Origin of the sequence: Sphingomonas sp. Leaf257, from assembly GCF_001422185.1 — a bacterium.
Classification (GTDB): Bacteria; Pseudomonadota; Alphaproteobacteria; order Sphingomonadales; family Sphingomonadaceae; genus Sphingomonas; species Sphingomonas yabuuchiae.
On the sequence record NZ_LMMH01000013.1, the window covers coordinates 43,356 to 66,170 of the forward strand.

At 63.2% G+C, this 22,815-nt stretch carries 29 protein-coding genes; 17 read left to right on the plus strand and 12 right to left on the minus strand.

The genetic code is table 11. The features are described from left to right. The first annotated feature begins 521 nt into the window (after positions 1-521). The 9 genes from ASF14_RS09965 (at position 522) to ASF14_RS21880 (ending at position 8,324) form a co-directional block, all read left to right on the plus strand. A complete protein-coding gene (locus ASF14_RS09965; protein WP_017980875.1) occupies positions 522-896 on the plus strand; it encodes a DUF3768 domain-containing protein in 375 nt (124 codons plus the stop codon). Between the two features lie 59 nt (positions 897-955). Then, positions 956-1,231, plus strand: coding sequence for a hypothetical protein (locus tag ASF14_RS09970; protein WP_017980876.1), 276 nt, complete (start codon positions 956-958; stop codon positions 1,229-1,231). 50 nt (positions 1,232-1,281) lie between these two features. Beyond that, positions 1,282-2,724, plus strand: coding sequence for a DUF4942 domain-containing protein (locus ASF14_RS09975; protein WP_017980877.1), 1,443 nt, complete (start codon positions 1,282-1,284; stop codon positions 2,722-2,724). A gap of 177 nt (positions 2,725-2,901) precedes the next feature. Beyond that, positions 2,902-3,177: a hypothetical protein gene (locus tag ASF14_RS09980; RefSeq protein WP_017980878.1), complete on the plus strand. Its 276-nt coding sequence runs from the start codon at positions 2,902-2,904 to the stop codon at positions 3,175-3,177. 336 nt (positions 3,178-3,513) lie between these two features. Continuing rightward, positions 3,514-5,670 (plus strand): ParB/RepB/Spo0J family partition protein, encoded by a 2,157-nt coding sequence (locus ASF14_RS09985; protein WP_017980879.1) that lies wholly within the window; start codon positions 3,514-3,516, stop codon positions 5,668-5,670. Between the two features lie 55 nt (positions 5,671-5,725). Beyond that, positions 5,726-6,361, plus strand: a complete 636-nt coding sequence (locus tag ASF14_RS09990; protein WP_017980880.1) for a DUF6884 domain-containing protein — start codon at positions 5,726-5,728, stop codon at positions 6,359-6,361. Positions 6,362-6,843: 482 nt separating this feature from the next. Further along, positions 6,844-7,098, plus strand: a complete 255-nt coding sequence (locus tag ASF14_RS09995; RefSeq protein ID WP_017980881.1) for a hypothetical protein — start codon at positions 6,844-6,846, stop codon at positions 7,096-7,098. A 208-nt stretch (positions 7,099-7,306) separates the two neighbouring features. Further along, on the plus strand, positions 7,307-7,567 hold the full coding sequence (locus ASF14_RS10000; RefSeq protein ID WP_017980882.1) for a hypothetical protein: 261 nt from the start codon (positions 7,307-7,309) through the stop codon (positions 7,565-7,567). Positions 7,568-8,060: 493 nt separating this feature from the next. Beyond that, entirely contained in the window at positions 8,061-8,324 is a 264-nt protein-coding gene (locus ASF14_RS21880; RefSeq protein WP_062069418.1) for a hypothetical protein, read from the plus strand. A 41-nt stretch (positions 8,325-8,365) separates the two neighbouring features. Here ASF14_RS21880 and ASF14_RS10005 read toward each other — a convergent pair whose 3' ends face one another. Genes ASF14_RS10005 through ASF14_RS10015 form a run of 3 tightly spaced genes read right to left on the minus strand, consistent with a single transcriptional unit; the run spans position 8,366 to position 11,324 of the window. Then, a complete protein-coding gene (locus tag ASF14_RS10005) occupies positions 8,366-9,253 on the minus strand; it encodes a hypothetical protein (RefSeq protein WP_017980906.1) in 888 nt (295 codons plus the stop codon). Then, positions 9,250-10,674, minus strand: coding sequence for a relaxase/mobilization nuclease domain-containing protein (locus ASF14_RS10010; protein ID WP_029721116.1), 1,425 nt, complete (start codon positions 10,672-10,674; stop codon positions 9,250-9,252). Before ASF14_RS10010 ends, ASF14_RS10005 begins: the two co-directional genes overlap by 4 nt. Further along, positions 10,671-11,324, minus strand: coding sequence for a ribbon-helix-helix domain-containing protein (locus ASF14_RS10015; RefSeq protein WP_231292106.1), 654 nt, complete (start codon positions 11,322-11,324; stop codon positions 10,671-10,673). The genes ASF14_RS10010 and ASF14_RS10015 overlap by 4 nt, the downstream gene beginning before the upstream one ends. A 272-nt stretch (positions 11,325-11,596) precedes the next feature. Here ASF14_RS10015 and ASF14_RS10020 point away from each other — a divergent pair, with 272 nt between their 5' ends. Together ASF14_RS10020 and ASF14_RS10025 are read left to right on the plus strand one after the other, a co-directional pair. Next, positions 11,597-11,863: a hypothetical protein gene (locus ASF14_RS10020; RefSeq protein WP_017980903.1), complete on the plus strand. Its 267-nt coding sequence runs from the start codon at positions 11,597-11,599 to the stop codon at positions 11,861-11,863. A 25-nt stretch (positions 11,864-11,888) separates the two neighbouring features. Next, complete coding sequence (locus ASF14_RS10025; RefSeq protein WP_017980902.1) at positions 11,889-12,077, plus strand: hypothetical protein; 189 nt, start codon at positions 11,889-11,891, stop codon at positions 12,075-12,077. Between the two features lie 62 nt (positions 12,078-12,139). On the opposite strand, the gene ASF14_RS10030 is transcribed toward ASF14_RS10025, so the two are convergent. The 4 genes from ASF14_RS10030 to ASF14_RS10045 all read right to left on the minus strand — a co-directional run bounded on the left by ASF14_RS10030 (position 12,140) and on the right by ASF14_RS10045 (position 14,827). Further along, positions 12,140-12,493, minus strand: coding sequence for a hypothetical protein (locus tag ASF14_RS10030; protein ID WP_017980901.1), 354 nt, complete (start codon positions 12,491-12,493; stop codon positions 12,140-12,142). Further along, positions 12,490-13,173, minus strand: a complete 684-nt coding sequence (locus tag ASF14_RS10035) for a ParA family protein (RefSeq protein ID WP_017980900.1) — start codon at positions 13,171-13,173, stop codon at positions 12,490-12,492. The genes ASF14_RS10030 and ASF14_RS10035 overlap by 4 nt, the downstream gene beginning before the upstream one ends. Positions 13,174-13,414: 241 nt before the next feature. Next, positions 13,415-13,750 carry a single-stranded DNA-binding protein gene (locus ASF14_RS10040; RefSeq protein WP_017980899.1) on the minus strand — a complete coding sequence of 112 codons (336 nt, stop codon included), beginning with the start codon at positions 13,748-13,750 and terminating at the stop codon, positions 13,415-13,417. A 267-nt stretch (positions 13,751-14,017) separates the two neighbouring features. Continuing rightward, on the minus strand, positions 14,018-14,827 hold the full coding sequence (locus tag ASF14_RS10045) for a recombinase family protein (protein WP_231292105.1): 810 nt from the start codon (positions 14,825-14,827) through the stop codon (positions 14,018-14,020). A gap of 167 nt (positions 14,828-14,994) precedes the next feature. Here ASF14_RS10045 and ASF14_RS10055 point away from each other — a divergent pair, with 167 nt between their 5' ends. From ASF14_RS10055 to ASF14_RS10085, 5 genes are all read left to right on the plus strand, one after another. After that, positions 14,995-15,384 carry a hypothetical protein gene (locus ASF14_RS10055; protein ID WP_017980896.1) on the plus strand — a complete coding sequence of 130 codons (390 nt, stop codon included), beginning with the start codon at positions 14,995-14,997 and terminating at the stop codon, positions 15,382-15,384. 11 nt (positions 15,385-15,395) lie between these two features. Next, a complete protein-coding gene (locus tag ASF14_RS10060) occupies positions 15,396-15,659 on the plus strand; it encodes a hypothetical protein (protein WP_017980895.1) in 264 nt (87 codons plus the stop codon). 235 nt (positions 15,660-15,894) lie between these two features. Beyond that, a complete protein-coding gene (locus ASF14_RS10070) occupies positions 15,895-16,092 on the plus strand; it encodes a hypothetical protein (RefSeq protein ID WP_017980894.1) in 198 nt (65 codons plus the stop codon). A 395-nt stretch (positions 16,093-16,487) separates the two neighbouring features. Next, the gene (locus tag ASF14_RS10080; RefSeq protein ID WP_017980892.1) at positions 16,488-16,925 is read left to right on the plus strand and encodes a LexA family protein; all 438 of its coding nucleotides are present in this window, start codon (positions 16,488-16,490) and stop codon (positions 16,923-16,925) included. A 9-nt stretch (positions 16,926-16,934) separates the two neighbouring features. Then, positions 16,935-18,197: a Y-family DNA polymerase gene (locus tag ASF14_RS10085; RefSeq protein ID WP_017980891.1), complete on the plus strand. Its 1,263-nt coding sequence runs from the start codon at positions 16,935-16,937 to the stop codon at positions 18,195-18,197. A 30-nt stretch (positions 18,198-18,227) separates the two neighbouring features. Here the strand turns inward: ASF14_RS10085 and ASF14_RS10090 are convergent, their stop codons facing one another. Next, positions 18,228-18,605: a hypothetical protein gene (locus ASF14_RS10090; RefSeq protein WP_017980890.1), complete on the minus strand. Its 378-nt coding sequence runs from the start codon at positions 18,603-18,605 to the stop codon at positions 18,228-18,230. 424 nt (positions 18,606-19,029) lie between these two features. Here ASF14_RS10090 and ASF14_RS10100 point away from each other — a divergent pair, with 424 nt between their 5' ends. Next, on the plus strand, positions 19,030-19,371 hold the full coding sequence (locus ASF14_RS10100; protein ID WP_017980888.1) for a hypothetical protein: 342 nt from the start codon (positions 19,030-19,032) through the stop codon (positions 19,369-19,371). A gap of 13 nt (positions 19,372-19,384) precedes the next feature. On the opposite strand, the gene ASF14_RS10105 is transcribed toward ASF14_RS10100, so the two are convergent. From ASF14_RS10105 to ASF14_RS10120, 4 genes are all read right to left on the minus strand, one after another. Beyond that, a complete protein-coding gene (locus ASF14_RS10105; protein WP_020486684.1) occupies positions 19,385-20,464 on the minus strand; it encodes a Fic family protein in 1,080 nt (359 codons plus the stop codon). Next, positions 20,433-20,657 carry an antitoxin VbhA family protein gene (locus ASF14_RS10110; protein WP_017980886.1) on the minus strand — a complete coding sequence of 75 codons (225 nt, stop codon included), beginning with the start codon at positions 20,655-20,657 and terminating at the stop codon, positions 20,433-20,435. The genes ASF14_RS10105 and ASF14_RS10110 overlap by 32 nt, the downstream gene beginning before the upstream one ends. 141 nt (positions 20,658-20,798) lie before the next feature. Continuing rightward, positions 20,799-21,731, minus strand: a complete 933-nt coding sequence (locus ASF14_RS22245) for a hypothetical protein (protein WP_017980885.1) — start codon at positions 21,729-21,731, stop codon at positions 20,799-20,801. A 56-nt stretch (positions 21,732-21,787) separates the two neighbouring features. Further along, entirely contained in the window at positions 21,788-22,714 is a 927-nt protein-coding gene (locus ASF14_RS10120; protein ID WP_017980884.1) for an ArdC family protein, read from the minus strand. Positions 22,715-22,815: the final 101 nt, after the last annotated feature.

Here is a 22,815-nt window from a genome sequence, read left to right on the forward strand (position 1 = left end):
CTTCGGCACGGCTCTATCTACGCTGCGCTCCGACCGAACCCGCAAGCGGTTTCGTCCCATCCGGGTGACGATCCTCGCCTGAAACGGACGGCAAGCCTTCGGGCTTGCCGGCTCCCTATTCCCGCCTGCCCAGAGAGTGCAGCGGTTCTCGAAAGCACGAACGAGGTGAAGCGAGATCCGCGTCGCGGATCGCGGCGCTGATGTGCGCGGCCCCAAGTTGGCCGCGGCCGTGACGCTGCGCGGCAGAATGCCGCAATACCGACGGCACCGCTTTGGCGGCGCTGAGGATGAAGGGGGCGCCGCCCCCCTCTGTGCAAGGGCTGGACCGTCTCCGCGCGTGACGCGCTCCGCTTGGCGATCGGGGCGGTCTCCCCACCCTTCCGCGCCTGCGGCTTGTGCAGGGCGGGCGATCCCCCTCCCCCCCGATCGGCCCCATTTGCCCATTCACCCCCCGCTCTCGGCGAGGGCCAGAAGTCGATGTGAGCCATCGCCTTCGGCTCTATTCCAGAAAGGGAAACACCATGCAGAACGCTCCCGACCGCGCCGCGCATATCGAACGCATCGCCGCGCTGAACGACACGTTGCGGGCTAACATTACGAAGCCGACCGGCCTTGATCGCATCGTCATGACGGCGGGGATCGCCGGGGGCATCGGCGACGTGACGACGTGGAGCGGATGGCGCAAGCGGGCCGAGCTGCTCCGGACTGTGCGCGATTTTGACGCCTTCAGCCCTGACAGCCCCGAGCGGGATTTCGGACGGTTCGAGTGGCAGGAAGCCGTCTGCTATTTCAAAATCGACTATTACGACCCCTCTCTTGAGTGGGGATCGGCGAACCCGGCTGACCCGGCAGTCACAGCCCGCGTCCTGACGATCATGTGGGCCTACGAATACTGATAGACCGGCGCGGGCGGCCCCCTCGCCGCCCCGCCTTTCCCAAAGGAAAGGAATCTCCCATGCCGCAGGCATTGACCAGCCCCGAGGGCATTCCGCTCGCGACCGTCCTACGTCTTAACGCCGAACGGACCATCGACCTTGAACGATACGAGGAAGACGGCGCGTTCGACCGCTACGGCTATCTTCGCGACCTCGCCGACAACCACGGCGCGGACCTCGCGCGCGTGATCGAGATCGCGGACCTGCTCGGCCCCGAAGAGGATTTCGACGGCCTTGTGACCACCATCGAGGACGCGGCCGAAGGCTTCGGCTTCGGCGCTTCCATTTTCGACTGACCCAGCACGCGCGGGCCGATCCTGCGCGCCCCGTTCCCGAAGGATCAAGCATGACCAACGAATTGATGAACCGCGTCCAGATCGACGAGATCACCGCAGGCCGGGACGCCGCGATTGCCAAATGGCTTGAGGCTTACGACAGTTTCCACGCTCTCACCGATGCTGCCAATGGGCTTTGCTTCGCCGGGGGCATCAGCCTGCCCATTCCTGCGGATGACCGCTACAGCGATAGCGGCCTGACGCGCGCGTTCCATAGCGCCGCCCCGCACAACACCCGCGACCGGGAAACTGGCGCGGTCAGCAGCGTCAGCGGACGCGACCATTTCCGCGCGAAAATCACCGTCGCCATGGATCGGCGATGCTGGCGGCACCTTCTCGAAACGCTGGGATTCGACCAGCTTCTCGACCGGCAGGCCCGAGAGGAGTTCTACAAGGGGATCAACGACACGCCGCCCGCCTTCACGTCTGAGAATTGCGCCAACACCTTCGGCCATATTTGGGAGAACCGGCGCGGCCTCTATCTGCGCGGCATCGCCAATACCTTTTCGGCGCTGGACCGGCGCTTTCGCTCGCATGATGGCTTCAAGATCGGCAGCCGTCTCATCATTGAACGCGCCTTGAGCGACAGCCGGTCCTACTGGACCGACTATAATCGACGGGACACTCTGCGCGATGTCGAGCGGGTTTTCCGCGAGCTGGACGAGCTGGGGCCGGTTCCTGAAAGCGCCAGCATCGCGCGCCGCATCACCGATACGCGCGAGGCGACCCCCTTCGTCATCGAGGGCGATTATTTCCGGGTCCGCGTCTTCGGGAACGGTAATCTGCACCTGTGGTTCGAGCGCAAAGACCTCTTGCAGCGGGTGAACCTCTTGCTCGCCGAGCATTATGGCGAAGCAATCGGCGATGCCTACGACAACACCGAGGCGGACGATGCCCCGCAATTCCACATGACCCACGCCAAGGATTTCGGCGCGTTCATGTCGAGCGATGCCGTCGCGGCGCAGGTTATCCGCCTCGCCGAGATCGGGCGGGGCATGGGTGTGCTGGAACCCAGCGCCGGGACCGGGATGCTGGCGAAGGCCGCGCGCGAGGCTGGCGGAAATGTCGCCTGCATCGAGATACAGCCGGGCATGGCGCACGAGCTGCGCGTCCTGCACGGCTTCGGCGATGTGCGCGAGGCAGATTTCCTCAGCCTCAAACCGAGGCCGATCTATGACCGCATCGTCATGAACCCGCCTTTTGATCGCGGGCGTGATTGCGATCATGTCCGCCATGCCTTCGCTTTCCTGAAGCCGGGGGGCGTGCTGATCGCTGTCATGAGCGCCCGCGCCGAGTTTCGGGAGGATGCACGGCACCGCGCGCTCCACAAGATCGTCGATCAGTGCAAGCCGTCCTGGGGCTGGAAGAAGTGGCACGACCTTCCCGAAGGATCGTTCGCCCACGCCGGAACCAACATCAACACCGTCATTTTGGCAATCCGCAAGCCGGGGTGACGGTGCGACAGAGCATAGACAGCGGTTCCGGCAAAAAATCGAAGGCCGGCGCTCCCCGAGGAGCGCCGGCCTCATTCGTTGCTGGTTATCGCGTTCAATATCCAGCATGGATACGATCCTCACTGATCGGCTGACCAACTTGCGCTATGCTCCTCTTTTTGATGGGGACCATATGCCATGACTGTCCCACCCATCGTTGCGCGCCGTGTCCTGCCTGCCCCGCAGCGCGAGGCATTGGACCTCATGCTTCGGGCGCTGTTCATTCTGGACTGCGCCGGGGAACTCGGCCCAGGTGCCGCGCTGTCTGGTGCGATCGACGCCCTGATTGATGCCCCCAACGCGGCCGATATGACGCCGCAGGAGCGCGCCGAGTTTGCGGGGCGGCTCGATGCCTATCAAGCTGCCGTGACGATCGCCCAGGGCAAGGCCCTGCCCCTCACATTCCACGGCTAATGGCGCAAGATCCGCGCGGCGGACTCTTGCGGCGCTTATAGTCCCGATCCCTTCTCCGCTCCCCGTCGAATAGATCGGGCGCGCGCTCGGCGCGCGGATCGAAGGGGGCGCCGCCCCCCTCTGTGCAAGGGCTGGACCGTCTCCCGCGCGTGCCGCGCGCTCGCTTGGCGATCGGGGCGGTCTCCCCACCCTTCCGCGCCTGCGGCTTGTGCAGGGCGGGCGATCCCCCTCCCCCCCGATCGGCCCCGGTTTGCACATTCACCCCCCGCTCTCGGCGAGGGCCAGAAGTCGATGGAGCCATCGCCTTCGGCTTCATTGAGAGAAAGGAACAGCACCATGGTTAAGACTTCCAAGCCCACGATCCTGCATCTGACGGTCGATCAGCTTCATCGCAGCGACCTCAATGTCCGCAAGAAGCCATCCAGCGCCGCGAGCGATGCCGAGGTTTCCGCTTCGCTGCTGTCCGTCGGTCTCATTCAGCCGATGGTGGTTATCCCTCGCGAGGCCGGGGGGTATGAGGTGGTGGCCGGGGATCGCCGTCGCCGTCTTCTCACCGCGCTGGCCGAGGCCGATCCGAGCCGGAAGGGCATGACCTTTCCGTGCATGAAGGTCGATGATTTGAGCAAGGTCACGGAAATCAGCATGGCCGAGAACCGCGCGCGCGAGGCGATGTCGCTACCCGATGTCTATAAGGGTTTTGCCGCCATTCGGGCCGAGCGCCCCGAAGCAACCCTAGAGGAGCTGGGGGCGATGTTCGGCTATGATGTGGCCCGAACCGCGCGGATCATGCGGATCGCCAATCTTCACCCGGAAATCATGGACCTCTACAGCGCCGGGGAGATCGGGGACGCCGAGGCGCAGGCATATGCCGCGACCGAGGATCGCTCGCTACAGATCGCGGTCTATCGCCAGTTGGAGCAGCAGGCGACCCGGCCTCACGAGAAGAACGCCAATGCCATTCGCAAGGCGATGAACTCCGGCGACCACGAATTGACGAAGCTCATGCGCTATGTCGGCGTCGATGCCTATCGCGCAGCGGGCGGGGATTTCGAGGCCGACCTGTTTTCGCAGGATGGTGCGGGGATCGTCCAGAATCCCGATGTGCTTCGCGACCTCGCAGAGCAGCGCGTCGAGGAGGACAAGGATCGGTACGAGCATAACATCGTCCGCAATGGCCGGATGCTCGGCGAGAAGTGGGGCCTTGCCGACCTGCAGTTTTCGTGGGCCGCTTCCCCGCCGCAGATCAAGCAATATGGCTATCTCTCGACCGACCATGAACTTCGCATCCGGGAGCAGAAGCGGGGCGCGTTGCCCAAGGCTACCGCGAAAACCTATGCGTCGATGGAGAAGCGCCTTGCCGCGATGATCGGTGAGGATGACGAGCCGCTGCCCGGTCAGGAGGAGGCTTTCGAGAAACTGACGGCCGAGATGGCGGAGCTGGACGCGCAGCGCACCGTCATCCTGCCCAGCAAGGGCGCGGTCGTGGCCGTGGCGTCCATCGAGAATGACGGCACTTTCGACGTCGAGCTTTGGTTCGCGGATCGAGCTGCCAAGGGCGCGGAATTGCCCAAGGGGGCGACCGGGCAGCGTGGACCCAAGCCCGAGCCGACACCGGGAGAGGCCGAGCGGGCGCGCTTCGGGCTGTCCAAGGACAATATGCAGGTGATGATGCTGATCCGGCGCGACATGATCCGGGCCGAGTTGATGCAGTCGGCTTGCGCGGGTTCGTCGCTTGCGCTCGACTTCATGCTGTTCTCGCAAGCCCGCACCATTCTCACCCCGACGCCGGGTTATGGGAATACGGTCTATTTCCATGGCGAGCATCAGGGGATCAACGACCTGACGCATGACGAGGACGGTACGACCAAGATTCACGATCTTGTCGGGAGCCGCCCCGAACGGGCCGCATGGCTGACCACCAAGGAGGGCTTGGCATCGAGCGCGTGGGTTTCGACGCGCGATCCCATCGAAGGCTTCATTCTGTTCCGTCAGTTGCCCGCGAGCGAGAAGAACAAGGTGACGGCCATGATCGCCGGACACATGCTCTTGGCTACCACATCGGTCTATGCCGAGGGCCGCACCCCCCGCATGGTCCGCGAGCTTGCCAATTGCATCGAGGCGGAGCCGGGTTTCGGGCGTTGGCGCGATGCCGTCGAACTGGATGAGGCGTTTTTCTCCACCTTCTCGAACAAGGCCCGTCTGGCCCTTCTCGACACTTGGGGGCTGGCGGATCGAGCCAAGGGCATGAAGGGGAACGAAACCGCCGCCTTCTGCGCCCGCATCGCGAATTGCGACGATCAGGACGCCAAGTTGCTCGGCCTTCATCCCGATGATGTTGCCGAGGCCGTGAACTGGCTTCCCGACTTCATGGAGAGCGGCAACGTGCCCCCTCTGCCCGTCGAGGAGGAGGAACAGGAAGACGACGAGGGCGACGAGTTTGGGGACGATGAGGATCAGGACGACGATCACGAGCAGATCGACGAAGCCGCTTGATCCACGGCGGGGGGCTTAGGCCCCCCGCTTCATTCCCGATGACGGAGGCACCACCATGGCCCGCCATTGCGTTCGCGAACCCCGCTATATCCCACCCGTTCACGTCATAGGCGAGCAGCCCGATCTATTCGGAGGCCCGACCATCAGCCACGCGACCGAGCGCAAGCCGATCAGCAACAAGTGGATGAGCGACATGACGAAATGGGCCGTGTCGCCATGGCTCGGCGACATGGACCCGGAAAGCGCCCTTGAGCCGGAAACCGTTCTCGAGACAGCGCCCGCCCCGCTCCCCGTCTATCTGGTCGCCTGCGTCGCCGCGAAGCTGGACCACGCGGCTGAGGCGCGCGACCTCTACGCCTCCCCTTGGTTCCGCAAGGCCCGCGCCCATGTCGAGCGCACCGGCGCCCCGTGGCTGATCCTTTCGGCCAAGCATGGCCTGATCGCCCCCAGCGCCGTCATCGAGCCGTATGATGTCACCCTTGGCGCGATGGGGGCTGGCGCGCGCCGCCTATGGGGCGCCCGTGTGTTGGACGAGCTGGCCCGCGCTGTGGACGCCCGCGCTCCGCTGATCGTCCTCGCAGGGCGGACTTACCGCGATCCCCTCTGGCCGAGCATCGCCCAGCGGGCGAGCGTGCCGATGGAGGGCATGGGCATCGGCGAGCAACTGGCTTGGCTCACGCGAGAGGCGTGATAGAGTTAGGTCGACCGGGGGGAAGGCGAAAACAACCCCGGTCAATCATGGTGCGGCGGGAGGCTTACCCAAGTCTCCCGCCCCTTTCGTTCCGGCAGCGCCGGGATCGCACGCGGCCAGGGCCGCGCGGAATCGCTCGCGCGCTTCGCCCTTCGGGCCGCGATCCCTTGGGAAGGGGGCCGCCCCGGTGCGGCGCGGCAATCGGCGCCGCGCGTGCCGCGCAGCAGCTCCTGTCCAGACCGGCCTGCGGCCGGTGAAGGCAGGGCGTGGCGACGGTGGTGGGAATATTCCTTCTCTACGACAGTTGGCATTTTACCATGGGTTTCAGCCCCGACCGTCAAGGATCAACGGTCCCCCCAAAATCCTGCGGATTTCGGTTCCCCCGTTGCCCGCTGTCGCGGCCGCTTCGCGGTCCCTGACCGCCGGGGCCGCTACGCGCCCATGGTCCGACACTCCTGTTCGTCAACGATAAGGAGAACAGGATGCAAGTGACATTGTTTAAGGCTCTGAAATCAATCAAGGTAGGTGATGACCAAGCTACGGCGGTCGTCGAGCAGCTAGAGGAGTTTATGGCGCTCAAGATCAAGGAAGCGAACGCCGCGCTGGAAGCGCAGAACAAGGCGCTGGAGAGCAAGATCGACGGCCTGAAAACGCAGCTTACGATCCTCAGCATCATGCTCGGGGTCATCAGCCTAGCGTCTCTGGCGGGTCCGATACTCGCCAAGCTCATCAAATGAGCAGCGGGAGGGCTTCGGCCCTCCCTTTTTTTGCTTCGTTCCGCAAACCCGCCCGCCATGCTGATCGGCATCGAGCCGACACCATGCCGTGAACGCGCGACGGCGCGTCCCTTCGATCGGCACCGCGACCAGGTGCGCGCCGATCAAGGTGCGCTGCCTTATCGTCAGCGCAAAATGATGATAGGTAGTCATCGGAAGGAGCCGTGTCGTGACGATCATCCCTGTTCTGCTGATCCTGGCCGGCATCGTCTTGTGGAAGTTCACGCGGCGAGCTGCCTTCAATCGCCGGAATGAATATGGCGTGGAGGTCTTTAATTCCTACGGCCACATGCAGGGCCGGCGCTTCATTGAGAAGACGCTTCGCTTCGGTGCTGTGATCTTGGTGCTGGTTGGCATCGGCCATGCAATTGCTCCGCACCAAGGGTCGTCGTCGGCCGCGCCTGTCGAAACATCGCATCCCAAGAAGTAGTCGGGCGCGGGCCTTCGGCCACGGCTCTATCGCCGCTTCGCTGCGACCGAACCCGCAAAGCGGTTTCGGCCAGAGGTGACGATCCTCGCGTGAAATCCAATGCCCGAGATCCGCACAGCGGATCTCGACGCCGATAGTGGCGGCTCCCGAGCGGGGCCGCGGGCGTCGGCTTGGTCTCCGCTTCGCTGCGACCAGGCCGCGCCGATCGAGCTGCCGGCCTTCGGCCTGATCCTCCGCAGCGGCGCTTTGACGCCGCCGTCATGAAGGGGGCGCCGCCCCCCTCTGTGCAAGGGCTGGACCGTCTCCGCGCGTGACGCGCTCCGCTTGGCGAYCGGGGCGGTCTCCCCACCCTTCCGCGCCTGCGGCTTGTGCAGGGCGGGCGATCCCCCTCCCCCCCGATCGGCCCCATTTGCCCATTCACCCCCCGCTCTCGGCGAGGGCCAGAAGTCGATGTGAGCCATCGCCTTCGGCTCTATTCCAGAAAGGGACAATAATGGGTGTTACGAGTTTTCCTGCCGGCCTGCCCAATGTCGGCTATTCCATGCAGGCAGCCGCGATAGCGAGCGCGCTTGTCGAACGTGAGAACGCTGCCGACAACCGAGCAAAGCTGCGAGAGTGGCTAGATAGGATTGAAGGCCCCTTCCAACCCCTGTGGATCGACTTGGACGAAGGCCGGCATTTTGCCGAATTTCTGACCAACATGGTACGTGTAGGATCAGGTCTTGAGCCAGGCTCGTGCGAAGATCGTGTGCCGTAGCCGAAGCTCGACCACTCAAGCTGACAACCGCGAGGAGGCCCCTAGCGCCGCCTGCTGTTATCGGCCTCGATCGCGCTCGACCGCTCGCCGGCGTTCGTCTCCCGCCCTCTTGGAAGCGACGGGCGCTCGCCCGCCTCGATCCGATCGCCCAACTCGCCATGCAGCGCCGCCAGCTCGGCCGAAAGCTGCGCCTCGCCGATCGTCCCTTCGCGCTCGCGCTCTGCCTTGGCGAAAAGGTCCAGCGTCGGGGCAAGCTCGGCCTCCGCGAACAGTGCGACGCTTGGGCCAGCGCGCCACACCCGCGCTAGATCCTCCGAACGCGCCTTGCGCGCTTGCGAGGACCGATCTTGCGCTACCGTGCCGTGCGGCAACGCCGGCAACGCATCGCCGCGGCCATCGATCTCCGCGCGGGTGAGTGCCGCGAGCTGATAGCGCAGCACCCGCGCCTCGGGCGTGTCGGTGGGCGATGGTTCATATTGGCGGCTCAAGACATCGACCAGCTCGGCCGTGCCGGCGCTCTTGATCGTGCGCCGCCATTCCACCAGGGCGCGGCCCTCTGCGACATGATCGGGGGGTTGAAGGAGCATGAAGCGTTCGAGCAACGGATCATCCGCCACCTCGACGGGCAGAGGCATCCGGTTGCCCATAGCTGCGGCATAGGCGAACGCGGCAACCTCGGCCGTCTTCGCAAAGCCCGCGCGGTTCACGTCGCGGTCCTCGATCAACCGCCCAAGGATCGTCTCCAACACCGGCACCAAGTCCGTAACGCCCGCCTGACCGGCGTCGATCGTGTCGAGCCGATGGAGAATGTCCTTGTGCGTCGCCTCAATCCGCGCGTTGCTCTTCGCGATCGTGTCGAGCTGGCCCTGCACCATCGTAAGGGCGTCCAGCACAGCCGCCATGATGACGTCGTTGCCTTCCGTGGTCATCGCCGTGGTCCATCCTTATCGCGTGCCCGATCGCGCTCGCGTTGCTCTCGATCCCGCTCCTGGGTCTGTCGCATGATGTCATCCGCCTTGCCAGGCTCCGGCGCCGGAGCCGACCGACTGGCCTCGTCCATCAGCGAGCGCAGACGATCCGATACACCAGAAGGACGCTCGGCATTTGCGCCGCTCTGCGGCTGCTCGCGCGCCGACAAGTCGCTCTTGCCCGCCTCGATCTGCTCGCGCATCGCCTTCGCCCGCGCGAGCGCAGCGGCAACCGGATCTAGCGCCGGGGTCACACCTCCGTCGCGACCAGGCTGAGATGGAGCATCGCGCTCGCCCCTCGCCAATCGATCCGCCCGCACCGAATTGGGTTCCGGCGCCGGCATGGAAGCGACGAATTTCTCAAGGCTCTTGGCGATCGCCTGATCGGCGAGCGAGGGGGACGATGACAGCTCCGCAATCGACCGCTCATAGGCCGTCAACACCGTCGCCCGCTGATTGGCAAGGACAGCGTTCACCGGATCGGGAATGCCTCGGTCGCGGAAGCTCCGCGCGCGTTCGGCACGGCTTTTGTCCACGCGCGGAACCTGCCCCTTCTCCCGCACTTTCTTCGCCGCGATCGGCTCATGCTTCGGGTCGATGCCCCGCGCTCTCGCAGGAGTGGCGTTCGCCTCAATACCTCGATCTCGCAGCTTCGCCGCAAACCGCTGCCGATAGCGAAAGAGGTCATCGCGGCTCGGATGGAAACGGCGGCCATCATGATCGCGGCGCGCGAAAGTGAGGTGAACGTGGGGATGGTCGCGATCGACATGGAGCGACGCCACCCATGATCGGTTCGCAAACTCTTCGCGTGCGAAGTCCAGCGCCGCCTCTCTCAACCGCTCGGGATCGGTGCCCGCAGGCATGGAAAGGATCATGGAAATGGACGTAGCGCCCTTGCGACGCGCATCATCTCCCATCTCCCATTCCTGCCAATCCTGGGCAAGAATTTGCATGTCCTTCCCGTCGTGGAGAATGTCGCCATCACTCGTATAGAGCGGCACTTGCTTCTCCGCTCCATGCCCAAGGCGGCTGATATAAGAAAAGTTTGCGAGGACGTGCCCACCGCCATGTTGACGTCCCGTGATACGGACCATCACCTCTGGCGATCGTCGCGCGGTGCGATCCATCGCCGCGATTGCACGCCCGCTGACGCCCGCATGTGAGCCTGTTCCAAAGGCGTGTTTCGTCTGCGAGCTGGGACGGAACGCCGTCCCCGAATGCGACGATTTCGGAACCATAGCGGCGAGCGCAAAGACAAGTATCGCGTCACCCGACTTCGCACTCTTGCCCTTTCCGCCACCTGATCCCATCCGATACTTCTTGGGAGGCGCATAGACGCCCGCCATGGAATCGAGCGTGCCGGGGGAGAGCCGGAAACTCACTTCCCGGCATCCTTAAATGCCCCGGTCCAATAGCCCACTTCGCCCCCAACATATGAGGACAGCTCTCGCCGCGTTGCGAACAGAAGGGCCTTCAGGTCCGCGCAGGTTTCCAGGAACGGTTCGGCGATCCGGGCCAGGTTAAGCGTGCTCTCCGGCTGATTGGCCGCGTTCATCGCATGGACGGCTTGGTTGATGTTTCGGCCTATCGCCAGCACCTGCTTACGTACCTTACCGATCTCTGTCTGTGTAACCGGCGCGAGACGAAGCATCCCAGCTTTGTCCCAAAGCTGCCATCGTAGCGCTCGCTTGATCCATTCATTGCGGGTGAGACGTAGCGGCGTACCAATCCTGTCAATTGCCTCGATCTCGCTGCGATGGAGGCGCACCGTCACGCGAACCTGATCGTCAGGATGTCCCCGTCCCTCCTCTACGCCGATTGGAAGATCATCGTTCTCGGGAGAAAGCGCTGCCCGCGAAAGGACGTTCGCGATCCACGCACTGCGGGTTTGCCCATTTGCGGAAGCGATGCGGTCGATCTCGGCGATCAGCTCTTCCTTCAAACGCAGACTTACCATCATCCCTACAGCCCCGTGCAGCGGCACCACATCAGCCAATGTATTACATTGGTGCCATGTGGCATATCCTGCCATACCTAAACCTTGCTTCTACCTACCCCTCGAACCTCCATTTCTCAAGCCCAAACCGATAAAGACGTGGAGGAGGAGGTGCCTGTTTTCGGCGCCCTTCCCTCCCCTCGCCACCTCGGCCCACGGCGAGGCTTCATCAATCAAGCTGTGCGCCTTTGGCGCGCGTCATTCGTTTAGTTTTTTGCGACCGAGAGCATAACACACATCTGGCTTTCTCAACCCTCATTCGGCATGATCCGGCCGTCAAATCCTGCCATCGCAATCGGAGTAACCTCATGGCTCGCACATCTTCCAAGCCCGATCTTGCCAGCATCAAGGAGCGTCGTGAAAAGCTCCAAGCCGAGTTGGCCGAACTAGATGCGCAGGAGAAGGCCGCTGAGGCTGCGGCTCGGGATGCTGGCAGGCCCACTCTCATTTCTGCCCTCGACAAGATCAAGATCGCAGCCATGGAAAAGGCGGAGGCAAAAGCCATTGCAACGGCAATCTCGCAGCATGGCGCTAAGGCCGTAGCCGCTCATCTGGCATCATTGACTGCGGCCTAAGATCCATCGGAAGGAACATTCGCGGATGAAGAATCGACGCAAGCCGAAACCCCTCTCCTTCGCCGATCATCTTGGCGATCTGCCCGCAATGCTCACTGACCCGGTGCCTTTTGGCGTCGCACGTCCGCTCCGATCGGACGTGAAGCTATCCGACCTCCTGACTGCGGGCGACATCACCGAAGTCACACCGATGGAATCCGACAGGACGACATGACCCGAGGTTTCGCGGGCATCATATCCGGTTGCGATGGTCTCTTTGTCCGACGATCGCAGCCGTCACCGTTCGCCCCGCCTATTCCCCTCCACGATGGCCCGGAAGTCCTCGATCGACTTCCAATAGGCTTGGTGGCCTTTCTCCTCGGTGTAGGCGATAAACCACTCGATCAGCTCCTCCGGTCCCTTCACATAGACCGTCGCCGTAGGCTGGGCGACGCGCTTCCGGCGAAGCACACCCCTGCCCTGACCGCGATCCGTAAATCCCACCCGCTCGGCTCGGTCCATCGCCTCGCGTTCCCTCATAGGGTCGTTGACGATCGGCCCCTTGGGCATCCCGCCAAGGTCCAGTTTGGCGGGTGCGGCACCCTCCTCCTTTGGTTTCTCGCCGCTCTTGCTGAAACCGAAGTCGGTCATGCGGGATACTCCTCTCGCAGCGCAGCCACGACGGATTGCGCCAACTCGCCAGCGTTCTTGATCGCGTTCTCGACCTGTTGCCCGGAGCCCTTATCCAGCTCGGATAGCAGCAACCCGAACTCGAAAATGTCGCGATAGGCTGCGCGCTCAACGAGCGACGTATCGAGTAATGGCAGCTCGGCCGCGTTGATAGCATCGACGATCCGCTTGGCCGTTTTGGTCGCGATGGCTGCGTTCGTTCGGCTCCTGACAAGGCGGAACGGGATGCTCCTTCGCAGCGCTTCCTCCTCCTCTTTGATCGCCCTGACGGCTTGCGCCGCCAGCTCCGCATCGATCGGAGAAAGATTGAACGGCACGAGGACCATGTGCGACCGCGCCAGCGCCCGCGAGGTCATCTGCGAAGCTGATCCCTCAAGGTCCACGATGACGAACTCGTCTTCGTTCGAAACGCGGTCGATGGTGCTAATCATTTCCGCCTGGGTCGGCCTTGGGATCACGCGATAGGGCAAATCCCTCCCCGCCCTCTCCCGCTTCTGTGCCCACTTTTCGATGATGGCGTTGGGATCAGCGTCAATAACGGTGACGCGCGCCCCGTTTGTCGCGAGCGTGTCAGCAAGGACAAGCGCGAGCGTCGTCTTGCCGGCACCGCCCTTCGGATTGCCTATCGAGATAACCGCCATCTTCGACCCTTCACTAATCGATCAATCCTAAAGCGATCCAATCGAAAGCCATTGGATTTCGACAGTGATTGCGAACGGCAATCTAAAGCCTGTCACAAGGCATGTCCATTGCCTTTCGCCAGCCTTGCGATTTACATTGGATAGCGCAAGCCACTCGCACGCCTTGCGATTGCCTTTCGATTGCTAAATGGAAATCCTTTTAGCAATCGAGCGGGGCGGGCTCTGCCGCCCCGCATCGACCTTAATCCTCGCCGTCATCCTCGGCAGGCTTGCCGTTATAGGCGAGGGTGGCGAAGGCGTCGGCGATCAGGTCCACGCCATAGACCGTCTCGCCCTGACGATCATACTGCGTCTGACGGACCCGGCCCGTGATGTGTACCAAGTCGCCGGAGCCCATCTTCTGAACGCGCTCGATGCCCTTGCCGAAGACGGTGACGCGGTTCCAGTGGGTATCGTCCTGCCACTCACCATTGACCTTGCGGCCATAGTTAGCGGCGACGTTGATATAAGCCACCTTGTCCAGAACCTCGATGCGACCGACGCGACCGATGATGCGAAATTCAGCGATGTTCCTCATAATGCCATTCCTTCATACGTCGTTGCTGACGCACTTTTCCGGGGCGGCACCCCTGACGCGGGCAAGCTGAAAAACGGAGGGTCCGCTTGCGGAAACCGTAGGCGCGCAGCGCCGGTTTTCTGCTTGGGGCGCAGACCGAACCCGCATTAGGCAGGGATAGACGCCCAGGTGCGTCAGACAGCAACGCCGTGAAGGAAGCTCGGCGCTGGAACTCGATCGCCACGCAGACAGGCAGACCCGTCGATTGGGTGGATTAGATGACGACCATCACGCCGCTTTCTTGGCCCTCTCGGTCTGACGGGGAGGGGAGGGGAGGGCTGCCAGCTCGCCTCCCTGTGCGGCCTTGTCCTTGTCGAGCCGTTTATAGATGGCCTGACGGCTTACGCCCAACAGCTTCGCGACAGCCGCTGCGCCCATGTTCGTCGGCTCGGCCATCAAGGTCTTGGCCTGCGTCCATTGCTCGTCGCCGATCAATGCGGGACGGCCGAGTTTCTTGCCTGCGCGGCGCGCCGACTGGAGGCCGGCATTCGTGCGCTCCCGGATCACGTCCCGCTCGAACTGAGCGAAGGCACCAACCATATGGAAGAAGAGACGCCCTGCCGGCGTCACCGTCTCGATCTGCTCTGTGAGCGATCGAAACCCTACGTCCAGCCCCGCAAGCAATTCCAGCTCACCAATCAGAGCGGGGAGGGACCGACCAAGGCGGTCCAGTCGCCACACCATGATCTCGTCACCGGCACGCACCTGGCGCAACATATCTCCGTATGCGGGTTTAAGGACCATCGACCCGCTGATGCCCTTGTCCTCAAAGATGGCCTCCGCACCCGCCGCGCGGAGCGCGTCGATCTGTAGGGCTAGGTTCTGTTCGCCAGTGCTGACACGGGCATATCCGAGTTTCATAATCGGCCCTTTGTGATATACTCGCTTTGTTCTGATCGGCGTCGGAATCGCTGTCAACCAAATGTGCAATTTTTTGTATTTAGTTGACAGCCGCAAATTCGCCAGTTTTTGTGCGCTGCACAATCCCTGAAAATGCTGGAGATTCTTTTTAGCGCAGGGTTCGTGGTTGTCAGTCAACTAAACCACCGTTTTGTTGACATCATGTCGCCCTTGCAAGCAGCCGTCTTTGCCACCTTGAGGGAGGGCCATCCGGGAGACGCTCGGCTCTTCGGATTGAAAGAAGCCACAATGAGCATAGACTATCTAGGGTATGGTGCGGACGGCATGGTTTGGAGCAATATCCTATGGTGAGGGCGGACAAGACCAAAGCAGTCAGAATCATCGACCACTTCGTACTCGGCGGGTTCCTTGTCTGCGAGAATCCGTTCAGCGCCGCGCACCAGCTCCAGCTCCGCGTCCGTTTCAACGCCTTGGACAGCCGCGTATCTCAGGCGTGGTCGCGTACTGTTATGGCAATGCCTGGCGCCATTATAGCGGCATTGGCAGCGGGACCAATCTATCGGGGGGTGGGCCTTCCGCATGATGCGATTTTGCCGATGGTGCGGCTCGCGGCCTCTTTCCCATTTCTCGTCCTTGCCTTCGGCATCGCGATCGGCGTGCCGGCCTATTGGAAGCGCCGTGGTTTGCAGCAGGAAGCCGCCCGCCTAGAGATGCGGAAACGCTCTCGGAATTGAGAGGAAAGCACATGCCAAGCCTGCATCGTCCGATCGACGATCGCGATCTTTCCAATTACCCCCTCAAGCGGATCGTGATCGAGCTGCAGGCGCCCAAGACTGCAACGGTGAACGACATGCTGCAAGATCTGGATGAGATCGCGGACCGGCTCCGAAATGGGGAGACCGATTTCGCCGCGGAGGCGCTGTTCGGCTACCGGGTCGCTGTGGGGGAGGGCGTGGCGGCTCTCTTCCATGAAAGCGCGGGTAGCAGCGAAGCCGCATCGTCCTCTTGAGTATGCACAGCGCTCAATCCCGCTCCGACATCATTCTTCGCTACGCGCAGTCCATGACTGCTTGCTTCGGAGCCCGCGCCGGTGAGGTGGCGGCCTTACAGCGCGACCAAGCCCAGGCCATTGATCCTCAAGCTCAGCGAACATGGGCGGCGATCTGCGTTGCATTGGGGCAGGGTCCAATGCTCAGGGTTGCAGACTAGCTTACAATCAATCCGACGCCTGCTAGAAGGCGGCCATGCCCAAAGACCGGACCAAATGGCGCGCCGATCGCGGATCGCGCGCACTCAAGCGCATCGCTGAAATCGAGACCTCGATCACGGTGCTCACCGATGACGATCTGCTGGACCTCGCCGACATATTTTCGGGCGGCGATAGCGCGATCGGTGAGATCGCCGCCTTGGAAATGGCGAAGCGCAATATCAGCCTTGGATAAATGGTCGCCAACTTCAACAGGCTGGACGATCTCCGCCTAGCATCCATGAACGTGAAAGCGGAGTGTGGGAATTGCGGCCATGTCGGCATTGTCGATGGGCCGAAACTTTGGCGATGGTTCGCCATTCATCGTTGGGATGCGACGATGACCAAAGTCGCCGATCACATGCGTTGCAGCGTCTGCCGGCGTCACCCGACCATGCTGACGCCTACCGAAACGTCCCCGTCGATGGACTTCGGCCCGTGCAGCGAGGCCGAATGGAAAGCGGTCGTGGCGCGCCTGCGGAGGTAAAGGAAAGCGACGCGATTGTGGAAAAGCGACGAACCGCCAACAAGGCGTGTTCCCAATATGTTCCTATGCGCGTTATGAGGGAGCAAGAGACAGGGATTCTGAACATGATGCTGCCGACCGCGCAGCCGGTCCCGCTCGCCGATATGGCGCCGGGGCTCCGGCTTAGGCCGATCGGCGTTGCGGGAGCTGGCTTTCCAAGTCCCGCCCAGGATTGGGAAGAGGACGCCATCAACCTGGCCGAACTGCTGAGGCTCAACCGGGCCGGCAGTTTTGTCTTCCGTATCGACGGGTCCAGCATGGTCGATGCCGGCATCGCGGATCGCGACGTGGTTGTGGTCGATCGCGATGTGACCCCGCGAAGCGGGGACATCGTGATTGCGATCGTCGCGGGCGGATTCGTCTGCCGCCAGCTCGTCTATCGAGGCCGCGTGCCGTATCTGGAGGCACGCAACAGCCGCCAGAGCTACCCGGAACAGATGGCGGACGATCAGACGGAGATATGGGGCGTGGTGCGCGCCGGTGTCCGCGACTACCAGCGGTAGGCGCGGCCGATGACCTACGCGATCGTCGATATCGCAAACTTCTACGTCAGCTCTGAAAGGGTATTCGATCCCAGGCTGCGCCGTGTGCCGGTCGTCGTCCTGTCCAACAACGACGGCTGCGCGATAGCGCGGAGCGAGGAGGCCAAGGCCCTCCATATCAAGATGGGCGAGCCGTTTTTCAAAATCCGCGACATCATCAAGCGACACGGAATCGAGGTCCGATCATCCAACTACGAACTCTATGCCGACATGAACCGTCGCTTCAACGCGGTGATCGCGGAGCATAGCGACATCGTGGAGATCTACTCGATCGACGAAAGCTTCTACCGTCTCCCCGTCCTGCCGAATGGGTTGGGTGACGTGGCTGCGGCGCACAGGTTGCGCGAGGCCATCGCCCGCACCACAGGGCTTCCCACCCGCATCGGGCTCGGCCCGACGCGGGCCTTGTCCAAGGTCGCGAACGCGCTCGCCAAGGCCACGGAAAAGGTGTGGGGCGGTGTCGTGGATCTCCATGACAAGGAGCTACGCGCGCGCCTCTTCGCCGAGTGGCCGGTCCATGAGGTCTGGGGCGTCGCAAAAGCGCTTTCCGTTCGCCTTCATCCCCTTGGGGTCCGCACAGCGGCCGATCTGGCGGCTCTTCCTCCGGCCGTCGCGCGCGATGTCGGCACGGTCGTTCTGGAACGCCTCGTGCGCGAACTGAACGGTATCGAGTGCGACGATTTCAAGCCCGAGCCGGAGGCGAGCAAGGCGACGGCCGTCACGCGCCAGTTTGGCGCGCCTGTCACCGATCTCGCCGAGCTGCGCGAGGCAATGGTGCGGCGCGCGGTGCGCGCGGCCGAGAAGATACGGCACCAGGCCCTCATGGCGACGCGCCTGATCGTATTCGCCCACGGCTCGCGCTACCGACCCAACCCGCCATCTGCGAGCCGTCAGACGCGCTTGTCGCCGCCCAGCAACGATCCGCGCATCATCGCCGGACTCGCCGGCAAGATGATGGAGGCAATGTATCAGCCGGGGGGTGTCTATACGAAGTGCGGCGTGCTGCTGGAGGAGCTGGTGCCGGAAGGCGCGGGGCAAGGCGATCTTTTCGCCGTCGCCGATCCTCGCGCGCCCGCCCTGCTTGCGGCGATGGATGGCCTCAATGATCGCTATGGGCGCGGCACGGTCCAGCTCGCTGCGCAAGGCTTTGGCGCGCGAGGATTCGATACCAAGCGCAGCCATAAGAGCCCGTCGTGGACGACGGACATCAATCAGATACCGATAGCGAGGTAACGTCGCGATGGGGATAAGCAAAATGGAGGATTAGGCTCCACTCGATTCCTGCTCTGGCTGATATTCCCCCAAAATGACTTCCTGTTCATCGGGCCTCTGCGGCTGCCGAACCATGATGATTTTCCCGTCCCGACAGGAAGGGATCGGCTGTTCCCGCTGCCGGACCCAGTTGGCCTGCTTTTCCTCTGCCAAGGCACATGCTTCGTCATAGGAGTCGGCGACGCCAAGGGCGGAGCTTCTGTCATGCGCTCCGCCATTGAGGCAACGCACGTCGATGCGACCGTCAGGGCGGGTCCGGCCAAAGGGATGGTCCCACCACGCATCCAGTTCTGCCTTGCTGCGCTGGTCGTTGGATGTCTCGTCAAAGCCCGCCCGCAAAGCCGGATCGAGCGGGATTCTGTTTGGCATCTTAGTCGCCTTTACGATGGTTCGACGTCGTTTTGTCTCGGTCCTGGTGGCCTGTCCTCTTCTACCCACGCGAAGCGAGTGAGGGGAGAGGGCAAAAGACTACCTGCGGAACAACGTGGAGGGAAGGCCGGGGATACCGCCCGATCGCCAAGGGAGGCAGCGGAACGCGGCCGAGACGGTCCAGCCCCTGCACAGAGGGAGCGACGACCCCTTGTTGCCGGCGACGCCAAAGCGGCGCTCGATCATCGCGGCTGAAGGCCGGACAGCTCGACCAGCGCGGGCCTGGTCGTAGCGTAGCGCAGCGAAGACCAAGCCCGCGCTCGCGGCACCGGCCACGGGGCCGATCTCGATCAGCGCCGCGATCCGCGCAGCGGATCTCGCGTCATTATGGACGCCCATAGCGGGCCTATGTAGAAATGCGGGAATGGCGATCGAACCGCTCTTCCCGCGCTGGGCGCGATCCATCGGCGCCCTCATCGGCTCCAACGCGCTCGCGCGCTCGCAATGCTGTGCCTGCGGGATTCAACAGCGTGTTGATCTGGAAGCCATGGCCGCGAAATTCGGCGGCACCGCAAGCCTAATCGGCCGTGTGGATCGGTGCAGCATCGTCGCTTGCTCCGGGAGCGTGTTCTATATGGCGGCCCGGACCTATGGCCGCGCATGGATCATGCTTGGACAGGCGAGCGAGTGCGAGGAACGGGCGCCAGCTCGCGACGCGCGCGCTCTCGTGCCGCTTGCACAAGCCGGTGCTGATCGGTCCCGGTAGCCGCCTTCAGAGGCTATCTCTCGATATCGTCTCGGCCGTTAGGCCGCATAGGGATGATCGACGGGGAAGGGGCGGAGCGTTGTTGGGCCAGCTCGCGGCCGATGCCGTCGGCGAGCGCAGCAAGGCGATCGAGAGCCGGGGCGCCGGGATCGTGCCGTATCGTGATGTAGCCGCTCTCGATCTGCCCTAGCCGCTCGGAGAGGGCCGCCATATTACCTTCCCGCGCGATCCACTCGCGCCGCTCTATGGCCTGCTGCTCGGTCGCCGCCGGGGCCTTCTGACGCAACACGGCAAGCCTCGCCTCCTCCGCGTTGCGCGCGGCCTGGTTCGCGGCGATCGGCGCGACCGCGCCGATCTCGCGCGCCGCGTCCAGCACCGTCATGCGCCGGTCGTAAGGCTCCTGATCGCGGCCCCGCTCCAAGGACTTGCGAATGATCTCCTGCAAGGGATCATGATGCCGGTAGGTGTGAAGCTGCTGAAGCATCAACACGCCCGCCCGATATTCCTCGGGCGTCTCCAAGCTCAACACCTTCTCTTCGGTGAGGTCGGGATAGCGGAGATTCATAACCGCCACGTCGCGCGCGACATAAAGGTCATCGCGCGACTTGGCGCTGACGTTGGTGGTGCCCCAATCCAGTTCGTGCCCGTTCTCGCGAGCGAGCTGTTCGGTGAAGCTGCGAAGGGTGCGGCTATTCCCTTCGCGGAAGGGGTGGAGATAATCGAGCCGCGCATAGGTCTGCGCCATGGCCTCGGACATCTCCAGCGTGTCGAGGCCGGATAGCGCCTTGCCGCCCTGCAGGGCGGCAAGCGTCGGGCCTAGATGCTGATCCGTCTCGGATCGCAGCGCATACGGCACAACGATGCGGGCGCTGCTCGCTTCTAGCGCGCGCTGCTTGAAGTGGCCCGGTGCATCGGGCCGAAACTCGCCGGGGCCGTGGTGCGGCAAATCCTGAAAGATGCGGCGATGAACCTCGCGCAGATGGTCAACGTCAAACTCGCCCCGAACCGGGTCCAGGGCGAGTTCAACAATGCGCGCATAAGTGCGCGCGGCTTCGTTTTGTTCAACCAAGGCGAGCGGTGTCGGATGCTCCAACCGCGCTGACAAACTCCTCCGTGGTCAGCTCGCCGGCGATGAAACGGGCGTTGATCCGCTCGATCTCATCGGTGAGGATTCCGCCCTCGTAGCGGACGCTGCCACGGGCGAAGCTGACCGCCTTTTCGCGGCGCGCCCGCTCGGCCGCGCTGATGGCGGGACGCGGTGCGGGGAAGGGCGTGTTCGCGTTCATGGCTCGATCCTTTCAACAATCGGGCTGGCACAACGGTCTAGCGGAAATGGGTGAAAAAGGCAAGAAAATCGGCCAATTTGGTCCCGATTTTCGCGGCTTAAGAGGCGACCAAATCGGGGGCGCCGAGCGGATTCGGCCTGCCTATTCGATAGGCTCCAAGTCGCGAATTTCGATAAACACCACCTTTTCGCTGCGTTCGCCTCTTACGGGATCGAGGAAGACATAGGTGTGATCGTCAAAGATCACGCTGCACAGGCGCCAAATGACGCCCTCGCGGCCGAGAACGCGCCGCTCGATGCTGCCATCGACCGACCGCATGGAGTCCTTGACCCGCACGCGCTGCCCGACGCGAAGCCAGTTCGCGGCCGAACGCAAAAGCTTCTCCTTCTCCATGGGCGATAGTGGCTGGCGATCGCCCGGAGGACCAAAGGTTGCAAGCGGATTGCCCTTGATCCGCTCCAGCTTCGCGGCGAGCGTTTCGCGGGGCGGCATCGTAAAGGCGGGACGGCGAGGAAGACGGTGATAGTGGGTGATCGACGGTCCATCGAATAGGTCGGGCTGTACCCCCATCGTCCGCTTGCGAGCCATGTCCTCCCGATATTGGCGACGCCAGATATCATCCTTCGTGGCCGGTGCCGGAGCGACCGCCTCGCGCTCGATCTCAACGATCTCGGCCGCTTCATCGGTGGAGAGTTCCGCCATTGCCGCGTCATCCTCGGCGCTGCCGCGCTCGGGGAGCCGGGTGAGACCCTGCGCGAGCATCACGGCATGAGCCGCGCGCGCGATCTCTTCGATCTCCGCTTCCCGGTGTTTCGATGGAAAACCCACGTCCATCGCAATCGACCAGGCAGAGGTCATGGTGCGATGGTGGGAGGTCAGCTCCTCCCCGGCGCGATTATGGCGGGTCGATGTGTATTCGCAGCGCCACTTGTCGGCTCCCGGCTCTCGGACATAGCGCCCGACGCGCGCGCCGATGGGCAAGGACCGGAGTGCTGGAAAGACGGCCTGCGCCCGCTCGACGGGCAAAAGGGCATCAAGCGCCGCGCGGAATTGCTGGAAGTCGAAGGCGCTCATCTGCCTGTCCTATGGTGACGGGGAGGAGGTGGGCGGCGCTGGGCCGCCCCCCTCGATCACGCTGCGGCGCGCTGGGCCTCGTCCGCGTCCATGGCGGCGAGGATGAAATTGCTGGCGGCCTGTGCTGCGGTCGCGGCCTGAAAGATCGCCCGTTTGTCGTGCCGAAGGGCGCTCAACCAATGGTCGATATAGGCGGCGTGGTCCTCCCGTTCGGTCGGCTCCATGCCAAGGGCGGCGCAAAGGAAGGCGGCCCCGATCTCGGCCACAAGTTCCTCCTTCGCCCTCGTCGCGATGCTTTCGCCATATTTATGCAGCGTCTCGCGGTCCAACCGGCTCTTGTGACCGCTGGCATGGATTCCCTCATGGGCAAGGGTCGCATAGAAAGCGTTGCCGCTGGTGAAACTCTCGTAAAGCGGCATTGTGATGCGATCGGCCTGCTCATTATAATAGGCCCCGCCCTCCTGCTCGGTGATCGCCACGCCATAGGCGGCGAAAGCCCGATCAAGGTCAGCGTCGCGCTCGTCCCGGTTCTGAATGACCGGCTCCGGGGTGGGATATTTGCCCTCGGGAAGCCCCTCGATCTGCTCGACGTTGAAAACGACATAGCGTTTCAGGAAGGGGATACGCCGCTCGCCTTCGCCATCGGCAGGGCTGTCCTCGCCGCCCTTCGGGGTGAGGCTTCCGGCATAGACAACCATCGAGCCGCGCTCGCCCTTGCGGACGTTCCCACCAAGCTCCAAAGCCTGCTTGAAGGTCATCCATGTGGGATTGCGGTAGCCGCGCCGCATCGCCTGCGACCAAAGCAACAGGATATTGATGCCCTGATAGGCTTCGCCCCCGTGACGCCGGGGCAAGGTCGCCGCTCCACTCGTCCACGACGGGGACCAAGGACGGCAACCGCTTTCCAGCAGGGAAATGATATGGTCCGTCACCTCCTGATAGATGTCCGCCCGCTGGGTGTTGCTGGGGGTGCTGCGCTTCATGGTGTTTCCCTTTCTGGAATAGAGCCGAAGGCGATGGCTCACATCGACTTCTGGCCCTCGCCGAGAGCGGGGGGTGAATGGGCAAATGGGGCCGATCGGGG